Origin of the sequence: Allobosea sp., from assembly GCF_048595345.1 — a bacterium.
Taxonomy (GTDB): Bacteria; Pseudomonadota; Alphaproteobacteria; order Rhizobiales; family Beijerinckiaceae; genus Allobosea.
In genome coordinates this window covers 1-18028 of the sequence record NZ_JBMDWH010000077.1, presented here as the reverse complement: position 1 = coordinate 18028, position 18028 = coordinate 1, and the positions used below count along the sequence as shown (strand labels likewise).

Here is an 18028-nt window from a genome sequence, read left to right as displayed (position 1 = left end):
GCCGCCGGCGGAAGCGCCGCGCCTGACCCTGCGGCGCTACACCGCCGCCGCCATCGCGAGCACCTGGCCGGCGGAGCCGCCGCCCGCCGCCGAGGGCATGCCCAATGTCGGCGGCATGGCGGTGACGGGTGAGGACGCGACCCTCAGCCGCATCATGGCCGATATCGGCCGGGACATCGATTCCATCGTTCCGCAGGCCGCCGCGCTGCTAAATGTCGCAGCGCGGTGCCGCAGCGATTACACGTTGGTTCAGGCGAGTCGCTGGGCGGTGATCGAGGACACGCAAACCCGCTCCAGCAGCCTGTTCATCGGCATCATCAGCTTCTGGCTGGCGCTCGTCTTCCTGAGTTTCGGGCTGCAAGTGCCGCGCAAGCGCCTCAGCGGCATCATCCTCGCTATCGGCGTCGTCTCGATCGCGAGCGTGATGTTCGTGATCGTCGATCTGGCGGTGCCTTATGGCGGCATGTTCGGCATCCGCAGCACTGCGATGCGCAATGCGCTGGGCGACATGCTCGCGCCCTGACCCAGGCGAGGTGTCACCGACTACGAGGCCGAAGGCCCGAAAATCGACCAAAAACCTCTCAGGAACGCGTCGGTTGGCTGGTGAGCGGGGAGGGGATCGAACCCTCGACCACATGATTAAAAGTTAGCACAGTCGCTATTTCAGGGGTTTTCAGCGGCTATCAGTTAGCGTCACACAATAGCCGATTAGGCGCTGATATTAAAAGGATATTGACTTTCGAAGCCGTTCTCGGACGCGCATTGCCATTCATTCCCTGTCGACAATTTCCGTTACCCCTGTTACCCCTGAGCGCATCGGTGATCCCCAAAATCATGTGGTCGAGGCATCATGGCGATCAGGCTGACAGACAGGTTTTGCGAGAGCGCGAAAAGCGGAGAGACCCGGAAGGAATTTATGGACGCGCTGGTCCCGGGCTTGGCGCTGGTGGTGCAGCCGACGGGGAAGCGCTCCTGGGCCGTCCGCTATCGGATGAGCGGCAAGCCCACGAAGGTGACGTTGGGGCCCTATCCCCTCATCTCTCTCGGAGAGGCCCGCGAGCAAGCGCGCGAGGTTCTGCAGAAGGTGGCCAAGGGACAGGATGTCGCGGCCGAAAAGCGAACGACAAAGTCGATTGCGTTCACCGAAGCCCCCAGCCGCGAGCGCGATCTCTGGCCCAAGGTGCTCGAACGCTACCTCCTGCGCGACGCCGCCTCTCTGCGGTCTCACGATGCTATCAAAGCGATCCTTGAGCGTGAAACAAAAGACCGCTGGGCCAACAAGCTCATCCGCGACATCACGAAGCGCGACGTTGTCGCCATGGTCGATTCGATCGTGGATCGGGGATCGCCTATCGCAGCCAATCGAGCTCTTGCTCATACCCGCCGCGTGTTCGCATGGGCGCTCGGTAGAGATCTCGTGGCCGCCAACCCATGTGATGGCATCGCAAAGCAGCCTGAAAAGAGCCGAGACCGCGTCCTGACGCGGGTCGAATTAGCGGACATCTGGGCGGCAGCCGAGGATATGGCTTATCCGTTCGGCCGCATCGTTCAAATGCTGATGTTGACCGGCCAGCGGTTGAGGGAAGTTGCTGAGGCCGAGTGGACCGAGTTCGACCTCGCCGGCGCCGCATGGACGATACCACCTGATCGAGCGAAGAATGACGAGCGCCACGTCGTGCCCCTGTCGCCTGCGGTTCTGTCCCTGCTGGCGGATCTGCCAAGGCTTGGTAAGCCAGCACGCTTCCTCTTCACCACCACGACGGAAAGTGCCGTTTCCGGGTTCAATCGGGCGAAGCAGGCTGTCGACCGGCGCCTCCGTGCGATAGATATTGAGCGGGCCGAGGAGAGCGGCATTCCACCCGAAAGCGTGCCCCCTCGCGAACATTGGACTTTTCACGATATCCGCCGATCGGTCGCGACCGGCATGGCGGAAATCGGCATTATGGCCGACATCGTGGAACGCGTACTCAACCACAAAGGTGTGTCGCGCACAGGCATCCGCGCGGTCTACCAGCGCTTCGACCACATGCCCGAACGTCGAGCCGCCATGCTGCGCTGGGCGACCGAGGTCGAGCAGATTGTCGGCATCGCCCCCGCGCCTGCCAATAATGTCCGCCAGCTCAAGCGGAGCGCCGGCTGATGTCGAAACCGAAACCCGAGATATCCGGGCCTATATCAGCGATCGGCTATTCGTCGGTTAGAGTCGCCGATCTCACTGCGGCGCCGAACGGTGAGAGCAGAGCTGTGTCGATCGAAGGCGCCGATTTTCGGCCGGTAATGGATCGGATAGCGGCGCGCGCTGGTCTCGTTTCATTTGATCCGTCTACTGGTGTGACGACCGAGACGCCAAGCTATGCGCCTCGGCTTGAAAACCTCGTCGACACCATCGAGCAGTGGCACGTGGAGGATCTGATCGAGAATGGCTGCTTGGTAGAGCCTGGCGAGATAACGGTGATTGGCTCAGACCCCGAACCGGGCTCCGATCAGTGGTTCTCGCTAACGATCGTTGAAAAGCTGCGGAAGGCGAAGCGCATGCTTGGAGAGATGTCGGAAACCCAGCGACAGGGCCTCGGCCTGCTTTTTGAGGCTGCGGCGCTTCATGGCCGATATGGGGTCTCGCACTACGACGACCGGCTGCATCGCGTTGCCGAGGCCGGCACCAAGGCCGCTGAAAATGGCAAATTGGGAGGCGCGAAGCGCCAAAAGGACGCGGACCTAGTCTATGCGGCAGCGGTCATTGAAGCAAAGCGGCTCTGGGCATTGGGAAGTAACCGCGACTATTTGCTGATGTCGGATCATTTGATCCGCGACGGCCGATTCCGGACGCTGTCGCCACGTCGATTGAAGGCCAAGCTTAAGGCCATTCGCGCTCCAAAATAATTTGCAGGGGCCATTTGGCTTCTGCATTCTGACCGTGATCATTGAAAGGCCTCGCAACACTACGAGGCACTTTCAAATGTCCCAAGCCCAGCCTGAATTTCTGAACGCGAAAGCGGTTCGCGCGCGCTATTCTATCTCTGAGCCGACGCTCTGGCGCTGGGAGCGCGATCCCGATGTCGGCCTGCCGAAGCCTGTCCTGATCGCTAAGCGGCGTTACTGGCGCCTCGCCGATCTGGTCGCCTTCGAAGCTAAACAGCAGCGCGCCGAGGGCTGACCGATGCAGCCCTATGAAAGCGAACACCCGCCCGCGGTGGAGAACGCGGACGGGCATATTCGGGTCGATCTGGCGATCACCCGAGAGATAGCCCCGGCCTTCCCCGCCGGCGAGATCGAGCCCGCACCCTCTGCGCTCCGACGCGCCTGCCGAGAATTGGCCGAGCGCTTGTTCGAACGGACGCGTTCATGACGCCAGCCGAGAAGAGATCCGCGTGGATTCAGGCAGCGCGACGGCGCAACGAGATGATCAGGTTCGGCATAGACCGCGCCGGGTCAGGCATGGCGGTCGATGCACGACGCTTTGCCTTCGCGGCTGCGGTGACGCTGGCATCGGCGCCGGCCGGTCGATTTCGAGTTCGCGGAAAGTTCTGCACCTGGCATGGCCTGGATGGTCCATCTTTGGTTGAACTGCTCCGGAAGGCCAAGGTGGCAGAGGTCGGCTGCGGCGACGATCTGATCGGCTGGATTCTCGGCAAGGTCCGGCCCGGCCCTCCTTTAACTCCTGAAGCGGCGGGTGAGTTGTTGGCTCTGCGGGCCGACGAGCGGGAGCGCCTGGCGATCCGGTCTATGGAAGCTGTGGACGAGCCGCGTATCGAGCGGGAAGCGCGCGAGCGCGAACAGCGCAAGGCGAAGGACCGCCTCCGGAAGGGACGCGCTCGCCCCGGATCAAAGCGGCATGAAGCATCGCTGGCTCGGCAGGAGCCGTGGAGGGATGCGGGTGTCTCACGGGCAACTTGGTTCCGACGGCGGAATGAGACTGTTTTGTCCGCGAAAACAAATGCTGAGACTGCTTTGTCCGCAGAAACATACAGCGGGCGTGAGACCGATTTGTCCGTGAGACTGAAATTTCCCGGGACCCACGTAGTTAAGGGGGAAGCGGACAGAACAGTCTCACGGTCACAGGAGGCTGCATTGAGCGATCGCCTGCAGCGCTCCGAACCATCGACCGGCCCCAGCCTCGGCGCTGGCTTTGGCGTCGCCAATGGCAGCCCGATTGGAGCATCAGCGGAAAGCTACGCGCCCGGCAGGCAGATTGGGCTTCCCGATGGGAGCCAGCTCGAAAGCGAAGCGCCAAAAAAAGAAACGGCGCGGCTCGGCCGAACGGTTCCAGATGAGGATCCGCGCGAGATGCTGGCCGCCGTGTTTCCGGATCGAAACGAGCAGGCGTGGCTCGTTGAGGAGCTCGGCGACGGAGACACGCGTTCCGGCTGGCGGCTGATTGCTGCGCTGGGTGTCAACCGTCTCCGCCGACTGCGCGTCGAAATCGATGCGGCGGGCGGGATGACCGAGGCCGACGCCGTCCTCGCCGCTGCGCGAACTGCGGCGATTTCGATCGAGACATTGGCCGTGAGGAGGGCCGCATCATGACCGAAAACTGGACCGATACTCCGCTAGGCGGATGGGCTGCGAAGCGCCCCGTGGCCGAAGTGGTCGACCTCGCCGAGCATCGCGCGCGATCCACGCTGTGGAAGTGCCTCATCGAGCCGAACGCCGTCGATCCCGTTGAGGTTTTCGACCGGATGATCGGCATGTTGCCCCAGCGCCCCATCGCCCAATTCCCCAAACCGGCTCTCCGCCGGGCCTGAAACGAAAGGAAAAGCTATGCCACGCATGAAGCAGATGCCTCCAAAACTGCAAGCGGGCCGAAAAGCTTTGAGCGGTTCTGCTCGGCTTATTATGCGCGTTGCCGAGCATTACGATGGGCGGTGGCCTATCGAAGCCCGCGCCGTTCTGCTCTCGATCGGGATCCGCATCTGCGCTGGCCAGCGAGAAATTTCGAAAGAAACGACCGGCAGAGACTGCCGATTGGCCCAATTGCACGTGGCGAAGTGGCTCGATCGACTGGAAAGCGGCGGTTATCTGGAGCGTGAATTCTCTCCCGGGCCCGTCGCACCGAGATGGCGTTTGCACATGCCAAATGAGGATCAGATGGCTTGGACGTGGGTGAAGCCGGTGAAGGCTGATGACTTCGACGCCGATGCGCATCGCGAGCTGGGCCGCAAGCTCGGGTTCGGTGACTTCCCGACTGACGAGTTGCTCCGCCTTCGACGGAACCTCGCCCTGCCGCCCAAGCGTCGCAGCGCCTGACATCACCACTGGCGGCGTCGAGATCCGGCGCTGCCGGCTATTGCCGAAGAGCTCCCGCTGCGTTGCCAATTGGACGGTACGCTCGCTGCTTAAGCTACGCCCAGCAGATAGAGCGTCGCTACAGAAACGCCTAAGAGCGCGAGTGCGTACCTAAACGGCGGAGGTTTGCCACCTCGGAAGAAGCCACGCGTCAAGATGCTCGGGTGCTTACGGCCGAGGCGGCGACTGAGAATATCGGCGCTCACTGCACTGGTGACCAGGATGAACCCTGCGAACGAGACGGCTGCCACCAGCAGCAGCCCGAGTTTCAGGATCATGGTCATGTCCGTCTTCGGCGTCGCGATCATGAGCCTCAACTGCGTCTATCGCCACCTAATAGTCGAGCATCCGGCGCAAGATCTCCGGATCGGCCGCTTCGGCGTCGCGGATGCGGCTGCCTTGATGGATTTGCTGCCGTGAGAGACTGACATCGGCAGCAGATGGCGCGGCTAAGTCATCGGAGCTCGCGATGAGGCCCCCGTTCTTTGACTAACCTCGCCTGATTGCTGCGCCGCACTGGCTGACTAGTCACCGAACAAGACGCTGCACATAATGCCGCGAACCGCAGGCGGTTTGGTAAATGCGGCCGGGGAAACACAATGTCGAGTTACGAGTTTGCGTCGATTGGCATTGCCGTTCTGTCGGCGATAATTGCCTCGTATGGCATCATGGCAGCGTTCGCCGCCAAACGCTCCGCTCGCGCGGCCGAGATCCAGGCTAAAGCTGCAGTCGAGCAGGCGAGGCATGCGCAGACCCAGGCCGAGGCCGCGATCGTTCAAGCTCGAGCAGCCGAACGCCAGCTCGACCTGGCCACGCTTCATCAGCAGGACGACCGCATCACCCGGGCCATGCGAGCTCGGCGCACAGTGCTTGATTGTCGGAACGCTGTGAAGACACTCGAGGCAGAGGTGGTGCGCTATCGCGACGGCAACGTGATTAGCGCCGCTCATAATCGCGCTAAAGCCCTCGCGGATGCCCTTGAGGACACCCCTCCCATCTTCCCGACGAACGTCCGGAAGATTTTGTTCGACTATATCCAGCGCGTCCAAACTTTCGAAGTCCGGCCGCCCCTGTCCATGGAGGTGCCGCGGGTTCCACAAGTGCCCATGGAACTTGCCGCAGATCAGCTGGTGACAGCTATGGACGTCGCCATCGCCGCGATGATCAGGGCGCTACCGGAGATCAAAAGCGTTCACGCCAATGATCTCCTAACCGCCCAAGCGACCAACCCATCAGCGAGTCACCCGCCGTCGCATCCGTTTGGCTGAAAGCGACCGTTGGAATTCGCATCTGATTTTTGCGCGACAACCTCTGCCCGCCAGCGACTTTTGCCCAGAAATTATCATACTCGTGATTTCGACGACTAAAAAAGGCAAAGGGCGAGGTTATGAAGATGAGCAAGCGGCAAGCCGTTGAGCAATTGATCGATGGCGCGATTTGCGCGCACGAAGCCCAACAGCACGCGGTGGCGATTACCCTTGCAGGGGCTGCGGAAGATGCGATGCCAGACGTCGACCAAAAATACATGTTCGCCATAACTCGCGATGTTTTCACGGGCCATGCCGACCCGGGTTGCGAGCCGAAGAGCGAGAAACAGGTCGTAAGGATATTGAATGCCGAGCGCGATTGGCTGAAGCACAATAATTCCCAGCAGCCATCCGAGATGGAACTTGGTGGGTCGATTATCTGGATCTTCAGAGCAATATCGAAATTTCAGGCTGTGTACGGTCGAGACGCCGAGACCGCGACCATGCAGGAGTTCTTCGCCCCCGCGAGAGCATTCGATTTACACAACGGTTAATCTGTGGAGCTTCGAATGATTGTCCACACTCGTGAATCTCTCGACCGCTCCTACAACCGAGAGGTGATCGTTCCGGAACACTGGCTTCCGCCCCGCTTCCGTCGAGAGGACTGGATGTGGATCAAAAACATTGCTCAGGCAGGACCTAACGAGGATCGGCCGGTCACTGATGTCAAAGTTAGCGCAAGCAGGCGGCTTACGTGTGCGCACCGCACGCAACCCCGCCGGAACTTCTCGGTCTTCTACCGCCGCGTAGAGACGTACCGGATCATGCTGCTGGGGCTAGGCCAACACAACGTCAACAACAGACAGTACACGATGGAGTGGGCAGATGGCACCCGAAACAGAATATCGTTGGCCACCATCCGACGAACCGGCGATTACTTCATGCTAAATCCGATCGGCGGCGATTTCGCCTTCGAAACGCTCGACCCGCTTCTCAACCAGTTCTGCATGGCTAAAGTAGCCATCTAGCGGTCTGCACAGCGACCCGTTGGCAGTGAGTGACGACGCTCCCGCAAGGGACGTTAGCCGATCGGCGCGGCCCAGCCACGACCACAGCTTGGCGCAATGCTGTACCATCGCATAGGTCGATCATCGGCTAAGCTGTTAATTTCCAACGCCTCGGTTCACTAGGCTCCGGATGTTCTTTCATCGCGGCCTTCGTTGAAAGCTAGAGTAGCTGGGCCAGCATCAAGATTTCTGTCATGACAAAAACCGAACGGCCTTCGGGCAGCCCTCTGACCGAAAGACGCACGAGTCCGCGCTGTTATCATGGATTGTGCCACGGGCCGTTCACGGAAGCGCGGGAACATACGTTCAGAGTGGGAATCGATTGGAGTGGCTCGATCGCCGGATGCCACGGTTGCGTGCGAGCTATGGCCCAGCTAGGCTTCCGGAACTAGGGGCGTTGAATTTAAGCCAGAACCATCTCTAGGCCGACGGGCAAGTCACTTGGACGCGTATCTCGAAATTGCCGAACTGGTGCTGCGTATTGCGCGCAGACCGATGACCCCTAAAGCGATCCTCGACACTGCTTATAAAGCTGGGGTTGTTCCGCCGCGTCTTTTCGGAAAAACTCAGCATAAGACTTTGCATGCGCGCCTAGCAGAAGATATCCTGCGCAGGAGTCTAAATAGTCAATTTTTTCGCACAGATCCCGGCGTTTTTTTCCTTTCCGAACTGCGATCCGATGACACCATACCAAATGATTACAAAGATCCTTTTCATGCAAGAAGGCGGAAAAGAGATCTTACGAAGCCATTATGTCTGGCTATATCTCGAAATTTTTTGAATACAGTATCAGCGGATGAAAAATCCAATAATAACCTAATCAAAATAGCTGACGAGCAGAACGCAATAAAATACGTTGATCCAAAAGAGTATGGAAATGATTATTGCCTGGTATGGGCGTTCTGTTTGGTCCGAAAAGGACAAAATGTGCTATCGTATCGTATAGGAAGGTACAGAGATCAAGCCGAGGTTTTCGAGAACAAGCGTTCGACGGGATTTGTCGACGTCGTAGGTGCTGAAAACGCCAGTTTATTCGCAGAGGATTTTGGAATCTCCGAATGCAGTTTGGAAGCGGTTCTAGAAGATCTCGACCTTTCGAGGTCTGCGTTCGGAAAAGCGGAAGAGGCAGCACCGCCTAGGTTCCTATTCTCTTTTGTGGCGGCGGATGGAGCAACAAACCCGGTAGTTGTGTGCGTGATGGAATGGATTTGCCCGGACTGGTTTGAGCCAGTCAGCCGGCGGCTTTCATTAAACGATGTTTGTTGGATTACATCGCAGCGCATGCCGAACAACATCGACGACTTCGAGCCGTGGTCAGCTAGAGCATTGGCAACAGTGATTCAAAGAGCCTTATGAGGAAGCGCCTCAGCGATCAGCAAGTTGCCTTTCTCGAGTTCGAGCTCTCGCATGGCGATGCGAAGGCAAAGAAAGTCGCACTCCAAACGCTATGCTCGGCTTATAGATCAGGAAGCTTTATTGCCCAGGAATCGGTCGGAACAGTAGAAGGACTCATAACCAGCCAACTGTTGGTCGATCGGCAAGATCTCAAAGTTATTAGATGGGGCCTCAATGCCTTGGCACAATGCGGACGGTGGCGAACATGCCATGTCTATGTTGAACAAGCGATCAGGATGTACGACGGCATACCGGAAATAATAGCGGCCGGCATTGCCGCTTTATGTCGAATGCTGAAGGGCCATACTCGAGACTTCGAAATACTGAATAAAATAAATCCGACCATTTGGAAATTAGCTGCCCTCCAGATCCGCGACCCGAATACAATTGATTTGTCCGGCCTGAATGTAGATATTGATAATTCTGATTTAGATGTAATTAAGTTGGCTTTGATACTTGTTGGAATAAACAAAGATATAGAAAATCTATTTCATCCAAAGCATACAAATGGTACCTTTGTAAAGGAGTTGTGTCTTCATGATGATTCTATAGTTCAGCAATACAGTGTTTGGGCGGTGACTGAGAATGATAAGCTTAGTCTTGAGCACTTAGGAATAGATTTTCAGAACATACCGCGACTTCGGCCGAACGTTCAGTCCAAGATGTATCAACTGGCTGCCCAGCGTCAGCCTGATCTCCGAGCGCGCCTAAGAGTTATTGCGGACGGGGCGTTTGCCGACGCATTGGAAGCTCGCGAGGGGTTGGCGAAGGGCATAAAAGCGAACTATTTCGATGGCCTCGAGGAAGTGGTTTTACCATGGCTAGAGCGGGAAGACAGCAAGGCCATTCGCGGGCTTTTGGCTGAGCATATAGCCGGAAATGCTGACGACTGCGGCCCATACGCTGACGCCGCACAATCGCTTTTCGAGGAGGCTCCGGAACTACAGAGCCGCTTGCTTCTAGGGGCAGAGGGTACCGCTCTTTACGCAACATTGAAGTCATCAAGGCAAAATGATCTATTAACAGCGCTCGGAAACGGTCAAGAGCTGGCGAGCCTAGTACGGATGGCGCAAATGGCAAAATCGAAATCTAAATTGAAGGTTGTGATGCTTCTTGCGTCTCCAAAGGATCAAGATCCTCTGCGGCTTGACGAAGAAGTCAGAGATACACAGCAAAAACTGCAGCTCGTCCAAAATTCAAAGGTTGATATCGACATAAAACACGAGTGGGCAGTTCGACTTACAGAAATAGCTGACCATTTGCTCAACGAAAAGCCGCAGGTCATTCATTTCAGCGGACACGGGGGTAATGGCGCCATTTACGTTGAGGATGCCATTGGTGATGCGACGCCGTTGAATGGCAATAGCTTCGCAGACCTGATTAAGGCGCTAGGCGGAGTCGAATGCGTATTGTTGAACGCTTGTTTCAGCGACGATTTGACTAACTCAATCAAGCCGCATGTGAAGGTGGTGATAGGGTGCGACGACAGCATTGACGATGACGCTGCTCTCGCATTCTCGCGCGCGTTTTACCGCGCGCTTGCGCACGGGAGAGATTACCAATCTAGTTTCAACCTGGCTGTCGCCGACGTATCCATGACCGTAGACCCCGATGAAGCCAAAAAATTCAAAATTAAAATTTGACGGTTTCGTCTCCTTGCTGCGAAGTTATCTCGAATCGGCCATCTTCTAACTCTCGAGAAGTCCTTGCCCAGATTTGCCCATCGTCGCCTTTGTATAAAATTAAGCTTGTTTCATCTGATAGTGGCACTTGAGTTTGCAGGATAGCTGATCCAATTACTCGATAGACCGTGCCGCGTTTTTTATGACGTATTAATACACCACGACTTATTTCGACCCCGGGTTTCATGTGCGATATTTACTCCACTAATTTCAGTTGTCCGTGCGGATCAGTTTTGGCGAGTGCTCGCAGGATCCAGCGGAGCATTGATCAGAGTATTTTGCGATAATGAGTCAATAGCGTGTCTGCCTCCGGTGAGGGCAGCGAGCAGCTTTCTGGGATCCACCAGGAGCTTGAGCCTACTCCTTCCACGCTCTCGCTGCGCATCATGGGATCTCGCGTGCGGTTCGAAAGAATCGCACCCGCCACAAGGATGGCAGCTCGCTCGACCGCAGCCGGCAACGTCCATGTGCCGTTATCGGCCGGGAGACTATATCCGGCCGTATAGGTTACTGAGACGATGAGGTGCCAGTCGATGCGGCACGCGCCTGACACGCGAAAGAGTCGCTGCCCATCGAGCTCATAATCAGGTGCCGCCAGCGCGGCACCGGCTTCTTCGATAAATTCAATATTGGTAACCGGGGCGCGCGACAGCAGGAGCCCGTCTCGCGGCGACCGGAAGGTCTCCCGCACAGTCTCAGCAGCAAATGGCCGACGACAGTAATCGACTATCATGGACGAAGCGGTGTCGATCGCCATCGAAAGTGCGGCATCGGCCAGCACGCCGAGCATGGCCGCGGCGCGCGAAGCAGTCGTTAGCGCGGAGGTGCTGGCGGGGGTGACGACGATCAGCATGATCAGGCCTTCTTGTTCCGAGGCGCCGGCGCCGCCTTGTTGCTGGGCTCGGGCGCCGCCTTCAATTCGACCGACAGCGGGGCTGATGCTGCTTCGTCTGAGTGTTTGGCGAGGCCTAGCCGTTCCAATTCCTCGGCGCGCGATGCCGAAACCGGAAACACGTCGCCGGCTTCGCAAATGTCGCCCTGCGGGGTCCGGTTGAACGGGCGCAGCGCCTCGATGGTGACGTCGGTCATCATCGCCTCCTCAAGCCGCGACCCAGGCGACCTTGTCGCCGGGCTGGCAGGCCACGGTGACGGTGTCATTGGCTGCGATAAACAGGCGCGGCTGGCCAGCGGCCGCGCTCGGCACCGGCCCATACGCCACGAAGGCGTCGACCGAAGCCCTGAACTGGAAGCCGGGCTTCGTCAGGACGCCGGTCGCCGGCGCAGCGTTGGCGGTGGTGCCGGCTGAGGCCAGTGTTTCGGCCCAGCGGACAGCGCCGGCGAGAGCGAAGGCGCTCTCATCGGTGCTGAGGTCGACGCAGGCGATGTGCATTCCTGAAAGAGCCATGTCGGATCTCCAATTGGGGAAAGGCACGGGGCGATCAGCCGCCCCGCGCGTGGCTGCGGCTTACGAGGCGTTGCCGTTGACGAGGTTGCCGTAGACGAAGGATTCCGGCCGAGTGACGGCGAGCGCGAGCCGCTCTTCGGCGCGGATCGTGACCGCGTTCTTGATGAAGTTGTCGCGGTCCTCCGTGCTCACCTGCACGTTGGCGTCCTCGCGATCGAACACCTGCGCGGCGATATTGAAGGCGCCACATAGAAACTTGCCGGCCGTGATCGCATCGCTGTCGACCACCGGCAGGCCCCAGAGACGCTTCTCGACCTGGCCGCGCGGATCGCCCACGATGTAATTGCCGTTGCCGTCCTTCGCGGTTTCGATGTCGGCCCAATCGACCGGGTTGAGCACGATCGCCGAGGCGCGGAACAGCGCGACGCGGACCTGCAGGATGGCTCGACGCAGGCGGTCGATTTTGCCGTCACCCGACGACGAATAGGTCGCGAAGGCATAGGGCGTGGCCTGCGGGATAATGCCCAGGAGATTCTGGCCGGTTCCGTCGCCAGCCAGAAGCTGTGCTTCCTCGACCAGCGCGAGGCCGTAGCGCGCTCGGCCGTCGATATAGGACTGCAGCAGCGGGATATCGTCCAGCACCTGCTTCGACGCATGGAACCAGTGGGCGAGCGTCCGCACCGGCGTGGTCAGCAGATCGAAGGCAAGATCCGACTGCGGCTTCTGCGCGAGCTCCGCCACCGGCGCCGCCATGTTCTGGAAGCCGGTCTCCTTCACGTATTCGATCGCGTTCGAATCGGTGCGGCCCGGCATCAGCAGGTCGCGGATGGTGAAGTCGCGCATGCCCGGCGTGACGATGTAAGGCAGACGCGCCGGCCGGATGCCATCGCCGACGCCGCCGGTGCCGGTGGTCGCCGAGCTGATCGAGGTGACGGCCTTAACGCCCATGCGGGCCGTGCCGCCACTGCGGGCCTTCACGCTCTGGAACTCGGCCGTCTCGGTGAAGAGCTGGCCAGTCGACTTATGCGCAGCATCGCCGTCGCCGGAGCGACGGGCGAGCTTCTGCTCGACCTCCATCATCCGCGCCTGAAGCTCGGTGCCGCTCTTGGCGATCGCCTCGAGCGCCGTCTTCGTCTCGGCGGCCATCGCGCCGGTATCCTTGATCTGGCCGGCGGCTTTCTCGAGCCAGCCCTTCAGCTCGGCATCACGCTTCTGCAGAGCCTCCATGACGGCCTTGGCCTCGGCCTGATCGTCGGCGCGCTGGCCGGAATCCTTGCGGCCATATTCGCGATGGGCGGCCGTGAGCTTGTGATCGTGAAACATCGTGTCGTCCTTCAAAGCTGGGGGAGAGAGAAGCCGGCGAGCGCCTGCGTCAGGTCGCCGAGGCCGGGATTGGTCGCCTGGTGAGGCCGAACCGCTCCCGCAGCCCATGCCTTGAATCCGCCGCCGGCGATGGCGTCGGCATCCGCCCTCGAGAAGCCGCGCTCCCGCAGCAGCTTTCCGAAGTCGCGTTCGGTGAGCAGCTCGCCCGCGGCGAGCTTGGCCTTGATCGTGTCGACCCGCGCCTCATCGTTGGCGGGATCCGTCACGACGGAGATCTCCCGCAGGTCAAGCTTGGTCAGCGTCCGGACCCTGGCCGTCTCGTCGTAGGAATCGGCGCGGACGAAATAGCCGATGGAGAGGCCGGAGATGGCGCCGCTGGCCATGCCGCGCTTGGCGAGCCGCGCATAAGGCGCATCGTCGAGCCAGAGCTCGCCCTCGCCATAGAGGCCGTGCTCGTCTTCGCGCAGCGCGTTCCACTGACCGATCGGCTCGTCGCCGCGGTGCTGCCAGAGGATCGGGAGCTTGCGGCCCTTCGCCTCAGTATCTGCGAGGCTTTCGAGGAAGGCGCCCTTCGCGACGATCTCGCGATAGGAATCCGTCACGCCCCAGACGGAGGCATAGCCCGCGAAGGTGCCATCGCTGCCGGCAGCCTTCGTCAGCCGCATCTCGAAAGCGCGCTTCTTCGTCTGAAAATCAGCCATTGCCGGCCTCCTTCGTGTCAAGGCCGAGCCACGCCTTCACCGCGTCGCGCGCGGCCGCATCGGCCGACGCGTTGCTGCCCAAGCGATCGAGGGCGATGAGGTTCGACTGGACGGTGAGCGCGTCGGCCATCGGCGACGGATCGCGCGGCTCGTTTTCGAGAGCCCTGGCGCGGTTACGCGAATAGACGCCGTTCTGGACCATGCTCGAGATGAAGGCGGCGCGGCTGGCGCTATCGCCACGGAGCAGGCCTTCGACGTTGAACTCGATCGAGATGCTGTTCCGCTCGACCGGCGAGACCAGGCGCTTCCGGGCGGCCTGTTCGAAGCGCACGAGATAGCGACGCAGGCCCGTCGAAAGCCACGCCAGCATTAGGGTTTCGATGCCGGTGCCCCAGGCGGTGACGCCTTCAGCCGCATGGCCGACCAGCACAGGCGGGACACCGAACCATCGGCAGATCTCTTCGGTGTTGAAGCGCCGGGACATCAGCATCTCGGCATCCTTCGGCGGAAGATTGACCGGCTGAAACTCGACATCGCTATCGAGGATGCCGGCCTTCCCGGTCGCCGCGGCGCCGTTGTAGGGCTCGACGAGATTGGCCCGCGCCTGCTGGAATTGGGGCTCGGACAGGCTCTTCTTGAACTTGAAGAAGCCGCTCGCGCGCATCCCGTTGGCGAAGGTGCTGCCGGCAGCTTTCTCCGTCGCGATCGCAATGCCGAGCGTCTGGCGCGCGAAGGCGACCGGCGAAAGGCCGAGATCGCCGCCCGCGCCGAAGCCCCGCAGATGGAAGATCTTGTCGGCCGGCATGTCATAGGACTGGCCGCGGTCGACGAAGCGATAGCGCAGCTCGCCGTCACTGCGGTCGCGGTGCAACGTCATGCTCGCAGCATCGATCGGCTGCAGCGCCGTCAGACGATCGCCAGTGTAGACCTTCTCGGCATAGCCATTGCCGTAGGTGAGGAGCGCCAGCAGCAGCCCCTCGATGAACTCGACGGCCGTCTGATCGCTGTTGGGGCTATCGTGAAGCAGCGCATAGAGCTGATGATCGGGCCGAGAGACCTTGCCGCCATCGGCTGTGCGCTCAAGCACCTGAACCGGCAGCGTCGCGACCGTCTCGGCGATCAGGCGCGCGCAGGCCCAGAACGCGGAGAGCTGCATCGCGGTGTCGATCGATACGGCTTCGCCGGCCCATGAGCCGCCGCCCGTGATCCAGCCGCCCCAGGACATCAGCCCGAGTTTTCGACGCAAGAAACTGATCATCAGAAGAGCGGCCTCGATAGGATGCCGCTGAGATCTATCTGCGGCGGGGGCACGAAGCGCTTGGCGAGCTCGAGCGCCATGACGAGCGTCACGGCGCCGTCGACCCGAACCGGGCCGCGACCGTGACTGCGGTCTTTCGCGATCTTCAGGTTGCCGGCGGGATCGGAATCCATCACGGCGCCGGCGACGGCAGCGGTGAGGACCGGATGGCCAGCATGGCGAAGCCGGCCGGTCAGCGCGAGCTCAGCGAACCACGACACTGCCGGCCCCATCGATTGGAAGCCCTGCCCAAACGGTTCGAGCGGCACCGGAAAATCCGGGTCGACGTCGGCGAGATCCGCCTTGAAGTCGTCGATGCGCCAACGGTCGAAGCCCAGCACCGCCAGGTCGAACTCCTCGGCGAGCTTCACCAGCTCCTGCGCGACAAAGCTGTAGCGCACGGTCGGACCAGGCACCGCGATGAGATGGCCCTGGCGGATCCACTCTCTGAAGCGGTCCTGCTCCTGCGGGCGGCGCGCGCTGAGCTGGCCTTCCGGCGTCCAGAACAGCGGCAGGATGTCGAAGCCGGGCTCCGGTTCGTCATCGGGGAAGACCAGCGTCAGGCTGGTCAGGTCGTGCTTGCCCGACAGGTCTAGCGCGGCGAAGCAGCGCCGGCCCCGCAGTTCCTCGCGATCCACGGCGATGCTCCCTCGCGTCCACACAGAGGCGGTGACAAGCCGGTCCTCGTCGCGGGCATCCACGCGCTGATTGAGTCGCAAGTTGCGGAAGCTGGCTTCGAAAGCGGGAATGCGCCGGGCGCGCTGCGCAGCCTCGCGGAACTCGGCGAGCGAGACGTATTTGCCCAGCGCCGGATTGCAGGCGAGCCACGTCTTTTCCGACCATGGGTCCGCTTCTGGCGGCGCGGCGAGGAGCTGCACGAAGGTCGACGGGTCGCTCCCTGAGAGCCCATCGTCGATGAGCTGGGACAGCGGGTGCCCGTCGTCAGGTGCCTGCGTCGAGATGATCAGGCCAAGCGCTTCCTTGCGCTTGCCGAGGCCATTGATCAGGTTGTCGAGCAGGATCCTGTCTTTGGCCTGCGCGAGCTCATCATAGATGAAGAGCGAAGGCGCCAGCCCGTGGGCGCGGCGTGCATCAGCGGAGAGCGCCTCATAGGTCGAGCCGGCGGCGGGGCCGTCGATGACCTCTATCTTCTTCAGAAACCGCTGGGCGTTCACCTGCACGGCGAACACCGGCACGCGCATCAGAATCGCTTCGATCTCGGCAAAGATAATCCCGGCCTGGCCACGGTCGATCGCCGCCGAATAGACTTCGCCGCGGGGCTCAGCTTCCGGACCGATGAGGTGCGCGAGTGCGAGCCCGGCGCACAGGCCGGTTTTGCCGTTGCCCTTCGGCTCCGATTTGATCCCGATTCGGCGGCGCCGCGTTCCATCTGTGCGCAGGTCGCCATAGATCGCTTCGACGAAGGCCCGCTGTTCCGGCAGCAGCTTCATCTTGCGGCCAGCGAGCGGCCCCTTCGTGATCGGCAGGAACTGGAGGAACGCGATGACGCGCTCGGCGCGCGACAGACCCTTCCGCTCCCACGGCAAGCGCTGCTTGCGTTTGGGGAGCGCTTCCCTTGCGGCTTTCAGGCGGCCGGCGCCGGGCCCGCGCTTACCCACGACGGCGGCCTCGAATCAGGGGCGGCGACGCAGCGATTGACGGGGTGAGGTGTGACCGAGCCGAGGCCCGATCGCTGCTTGTGGAGGGACGCGCCGCCGCGCCCACGGAGGAGTCCTCGGACCCGGTTCGTGAAACTAATTCTGCGCGATGGTCCCCGAGCGGTCCGCGCCCCCTAAGATCGTCGACTTTCGATGCGCCCTCCGTCTGGGCTGATGGTCGCCGAGGCCTCTGCGGAGGCCGCTGGCGGCGATCACCATCTGAAGGCTGCTCACCCTGCGCGGCATAGAAGGGATGGTTGGCGTCGCCTGGCAGGCCGCTGGCGAGAACGCGTGCCGAATAGCCACGCTTCTCTCTCTGCTGCTTGTCACTGCTGTGGTGGTTCGTGCAGAGCGGCTGCCAGTTGCTCGCATCCCAGAACAGTCGCTGATCGCCCCGGTGCGGCACGATGTGGTCGACCACCGTCGCCCTGACGGTCAGGCCTTCCCTGGCGCACTCGGCACAATGTGGATGGAGGCGGAGGAAGCCGGCCCGCGCGCGATCCCATGCGGCTCCATAGCCGCGATGGCGGGCAGACGTGCGTGAAAGGGCGGACCGGCGCTGCATGGCGCAGGGTATGAATCACACGAAATCGATCGTTGCAAATCAGCAATGACCGAGCGGTTTTCTCTAACGCAGATTGCAATGGAGCGGACAGATCGCTGGTGTGGACCTGATCGAATACGAGTGGAGCTGGGGTAACGGGTCCGCAGATGGCGCAACCGACTCGCCCATCGCTTAAGGCGGTTACCCCAATTGTTACCCGACGCAGATCAATCGCTGAAATCAGGTGGTTGTCTTGACCTAAGCCGCTGATTTATCGCAATTTTTTGGTGAGCGGGGAGGGGATCGAACCCTCGACCACATGATTAAAAGTCACGTGCTCTACCACTGAGCTACCCGCCCTCACGGGGCGCTGACATAAGGAGGTGCGCTGCCGGGGTCAACATGTTCGCATCGCGGGCCATGTGG

General features: G+C 60.7%; 22 protein-coding genes and 1 tRNA gene. 13 read left to right on the top strand and 10 right to left on the bottom strand.

Features of this window, described 5'->3' with window-relative positions; genetic code table 11:
- The 7 genes from ACOJTB_RS08845 to ACOJTB_RS08815 all read left to right on the top strand — a co-directional run.
- Positions 1 to 523: bestrophin-like domain (locus ACOJTB_RS08845; protein WP_465248399.1), on the top strand; the 523-nt coding region annotated here is incomplete at its 5' end.
- A 327-nt stretch (positions 524 to 850) separates the two neighbouring features.
- Positions 851 to 2140 (top strand): tyrosine-type recombinase/integrase, encoded by a 1290-nt coding sequence (locus ACOJTB_RS08840; RefSeq protein WP_420102160.1) that lies wholly within the window; start codon positions 851 to 853, stop codon positions 2138 to 2140.
- Complete coding sequence (locus ACOJTB_RS08835) at positions 2140 to 2880, top strand: hypothetical protein (RefSeq protein ID WP_420102159.1); 741 nt, start codon at positions 2140 to 2142, stop codon at positions 2878 to 2880. The genes ACOJTB_RS08840 and ACOJTB_RS08835 overlap by 1 nt, the downstream gene beginning before the upstream one ends.
- 76 nt (positions 2881 to 2956) lie before the next feature.
- Positions 2957 to 3154 carry a helix-turn-helix transcriptional regulator gene (locus ACOJTB_RS08830; protein WP_420102158.1) on the top strand — a complete coding sequence of 66 codons (198 nt, stop codon included), beginning with the start codon at positions 2957 to 2959 and terminating at the stop codon, positions 3152 to 3154.
- 188 nt (positions 3155 to 3342) lie between these two features.
- On the top strand, positions 3343 to 4524 hold the full coding sequence (locus ACOJTB_RS08825) for a hypothetical protein (protein ID WP_420102157.1): 1182 nt from the start codon (positions 3343 to 3345) through the stop codon (positions 4522 to 4524).
- On the top strand, positions 4521 to 4742 hold the full coding sequence (locus tag ACOJTB_RS08820) for a hypothetical protein (protein ID WP_420102156.1): 222 nt from the start codon (positions 4521 to 4523) through the stop codon (positions 4740 to 4742). Before ACOJTB_RS08825 ends, ACOJTB_RS08820 begins: the two co-directional genes overlap by 4 nt.
- A 25-nt stretch (positions 4743 to 4767) precedes the next feature.
- The gene (locus ACOJTB_RS08815) at positions 4768 to 5244 is read left to right on the top strand and encodes a hypothetical protein (RefSeq protein ID WP_420102155.1); all 477 of its coding nucleotides are present in this window, start codon (positions 4768 to 4770) and stop codon (positions 5242 to 5244) included.
- A gap of 89 nt (positions 5245 to 5333) precedes the next feature.
- Here the strand turns inward: ACOJTB_RS08815 and ACOJTB_RS08810 are convergent, their stop codons facing one another.
- Positions 5334 to 5567 carry a hypothetical protein gene (locus ACOJTB_RS08810; RefSeq protein WP_420102154.1) on the bottom strand — a complete coding sequence of 78 codons (234 nt, stop codon included), beginning with the start codon at positions 5565 to 5567 and terminating at the stop codon, positions 5334 to 5336.
- Here ACOJTB_RS08810 and ACOJTB_RS08805 point away from each other — a divergent pair.
- The 6 genes from ACOJTB_RS08805 (at position 5566) to ACOJTB_RS08780 (ending at position 10635) form a co-directional block, all read left to right on the top strand.
- Positions 5566 to 5703 carry a hypothetical protein gene (locus ACOJTB_RS08805; protein ID WP_420102153.1) on the top strand — a complete coding sequence of 46 codons (138 nt, stop codon included), beginning with the start codon at positions 5566 to 5568 and terminating at the stop codon, positions 5701 to 5703. The two genes, ACOJTB_RS08810 and ACOJTB_RS08805, sit on opposite strands and share 2 nt — an antisense overlap.
- 179 nt (positions 5704 to 5882) lie before the next feature.
- Entirely contained in the window at positions 5883 to 6551 is a 669-nt protein-coding gene (locus tag ACOJTB_RS08800) for a hypothetical protein (protein WP_420102152.1), read from the top strand.
- Positions 6552 to 6676: 125 nt separating this feature from the next.
- On the top strand, positions 6677 to 7084 hold the full coding sequence (locus ACOJTB_RS08795) for a hypothetical protein (protein WP_420102151.1): 408 nt from the start codon (positions 6677 to 6679) through the stop codon (positions 7082 to 7084).
- 15 nt (positions 7085 to 7099) lie between these two features.
- Positions 7100 to 7558 carry a hypothetical protein gene (locus tag ACOJTB_RS08790; RefSeq protein WP_420102150.1) on the top strand — a complete coding sequence of 153 codons (459 nt, stop codon included), beginning with the start codon at positions 7100 to 7102 and terminating at the stop codon, positions 7556 to 7558.
- Positions 7559 to 8038: 480 nt separating this feature from the next.
- Positions 8039 to 8953, top strand: a complete 915-nt coding sequence (locus ACOJTB_RS08785; RefSeq protein WP_420102149.1) for an HTH domain-containing protein — start codon at positions 8039 to 8041, stop codon at positions 8951 to 8953.
- On the top strand, positions 8950 to 10635 hold the full coding sequence (locus tag ACOJTB_RS08780; protein WP_420102148.1) for a CHAT domain-containing protein: 1686 nt from the start codon (positions 8950 to 8952) through the stop codon (positions 10633 to 10635). Before ACOJTB_RS08785 ends, ACOJTB_RS08780 begins: the two co-directional genes overlap by 4 nt.
- Before the next feature lie 307 nt (positions 10636 to 10942).
- Here the strand turns inward: ACOJTB_RS08780 and ACOJTB_RS08775 are convergent, their stop codons facing one another.
- The 9 genes from ACOJTB_RS08775 to ACOJTB_RS08735 all read right to left on the bottom strand — a co-directional run bounded on the left by ACOJTB_RS08775 (position 10943) and on the right by ACOJTB_RS08735 (position 17962).
- The gene (locus ACOJTB_RS08775) at positions 10943 to 11527 is read right to left on the bottom strand and encodes a hypothetical protein (protein WP_420102147.1); all 585 of its coding nucleotides are present in this window, start codon (positions 11525 to 11527) and stop codon (positions 10943 to 10945) included.
- A gap of 2 nt (positions 11528 to 11529) precedes the next feature.
- Entirely contained in the window at positions 11530 to 11763 is a 234-nt protein-coding gene (locus ACOJTB_RS08770; RefSeq protein ID WP_420102146.1) for a hypothetical protein, read from the bottom strand.
- A gap of 10 nt (positions 11764 to 11773) precedes the next feature.
- Entirely contained in the window at positions 11774 to 12079 is a 306-nt protein-coding gene (locus ACOJTB_RS08765; protein ID WP_420102145.1) for a hypothetical protein, read from the bottom strand.
- Between the two features lie 60 nt (positions 12080 to 12139).
- The gene (locus ACOJTB_RS08760; protein ID WP_420102144.1) at positions 12140 to 13402 is read right to left on the bottom strand and encodes a phage major capsid protein; all 1263 of its coding nucleotides are present in this window, start codon (positions 13400 to 13402) and stop codon (positions 12140 to 12142) included.
- An 11-nt stretch (positions 13403 to 13413) separates the two neighbouring features.
- Positions 13414 to 14103 (bottom strand): HK97 family phage prohead protease, encoded by a 690-nt coding sequence (locus ACOJTB_RS08755; protein WP_420102143.1) that lies wholly within the window; start codon positions 14101 to 14103, stop codon positions 13414 to 13416.
- Positions 14096 to 15349, bottom strand: a complete 1254-nt coding sequence (locus ACOJTB_RS08750) for a phage portal protein (RefSeq protein ID WP_420102142.1) — start codon at positions 15347 to 15349, stop codon at positions 14096 to 14098. The genes ACOJTB_RS08755 and ACOJTB_RS08750 overlap by 8 nt, the downstream gene beginning before the upstream one ends.
- 11 nt (positions 15350 to 15360) lie before the next feature.
- Positions 15361 to 17019 (bottom strand): terminase large subunit, encoded by a 1659-nt coding sequence (locus tag ACOJTB_RS08745; protein ID WP_420102141.1) that lies wholly within the window; start codon positions 17017 to 17019, stop codon positions 15361 to 15363.
- A complete protein-coding gene (locus ACOJTB_RS08740; RefSeq protein WP_420102140.1) occupies positions 17012 to 17623 on the bottom strand; it encodes an HNH endonuclease in 612 nt (203 codons plus the stop codon). Before ACOJTB_RS08740 ends, ACOJTB_RS08745 begins: the two co-directional genes overlap by 8 nt.
- A 264-nt stretch (positions 17624 to 17887) precedes the next feature.
- Positions 17888 to 17962: transfer RNA gene (locus ACOJTB_RS08735), tRNA-Lys, on the bottom strand.
- Between the last annotated feature and the right edge of the window lie 66 nt (positions 17963 to 18028).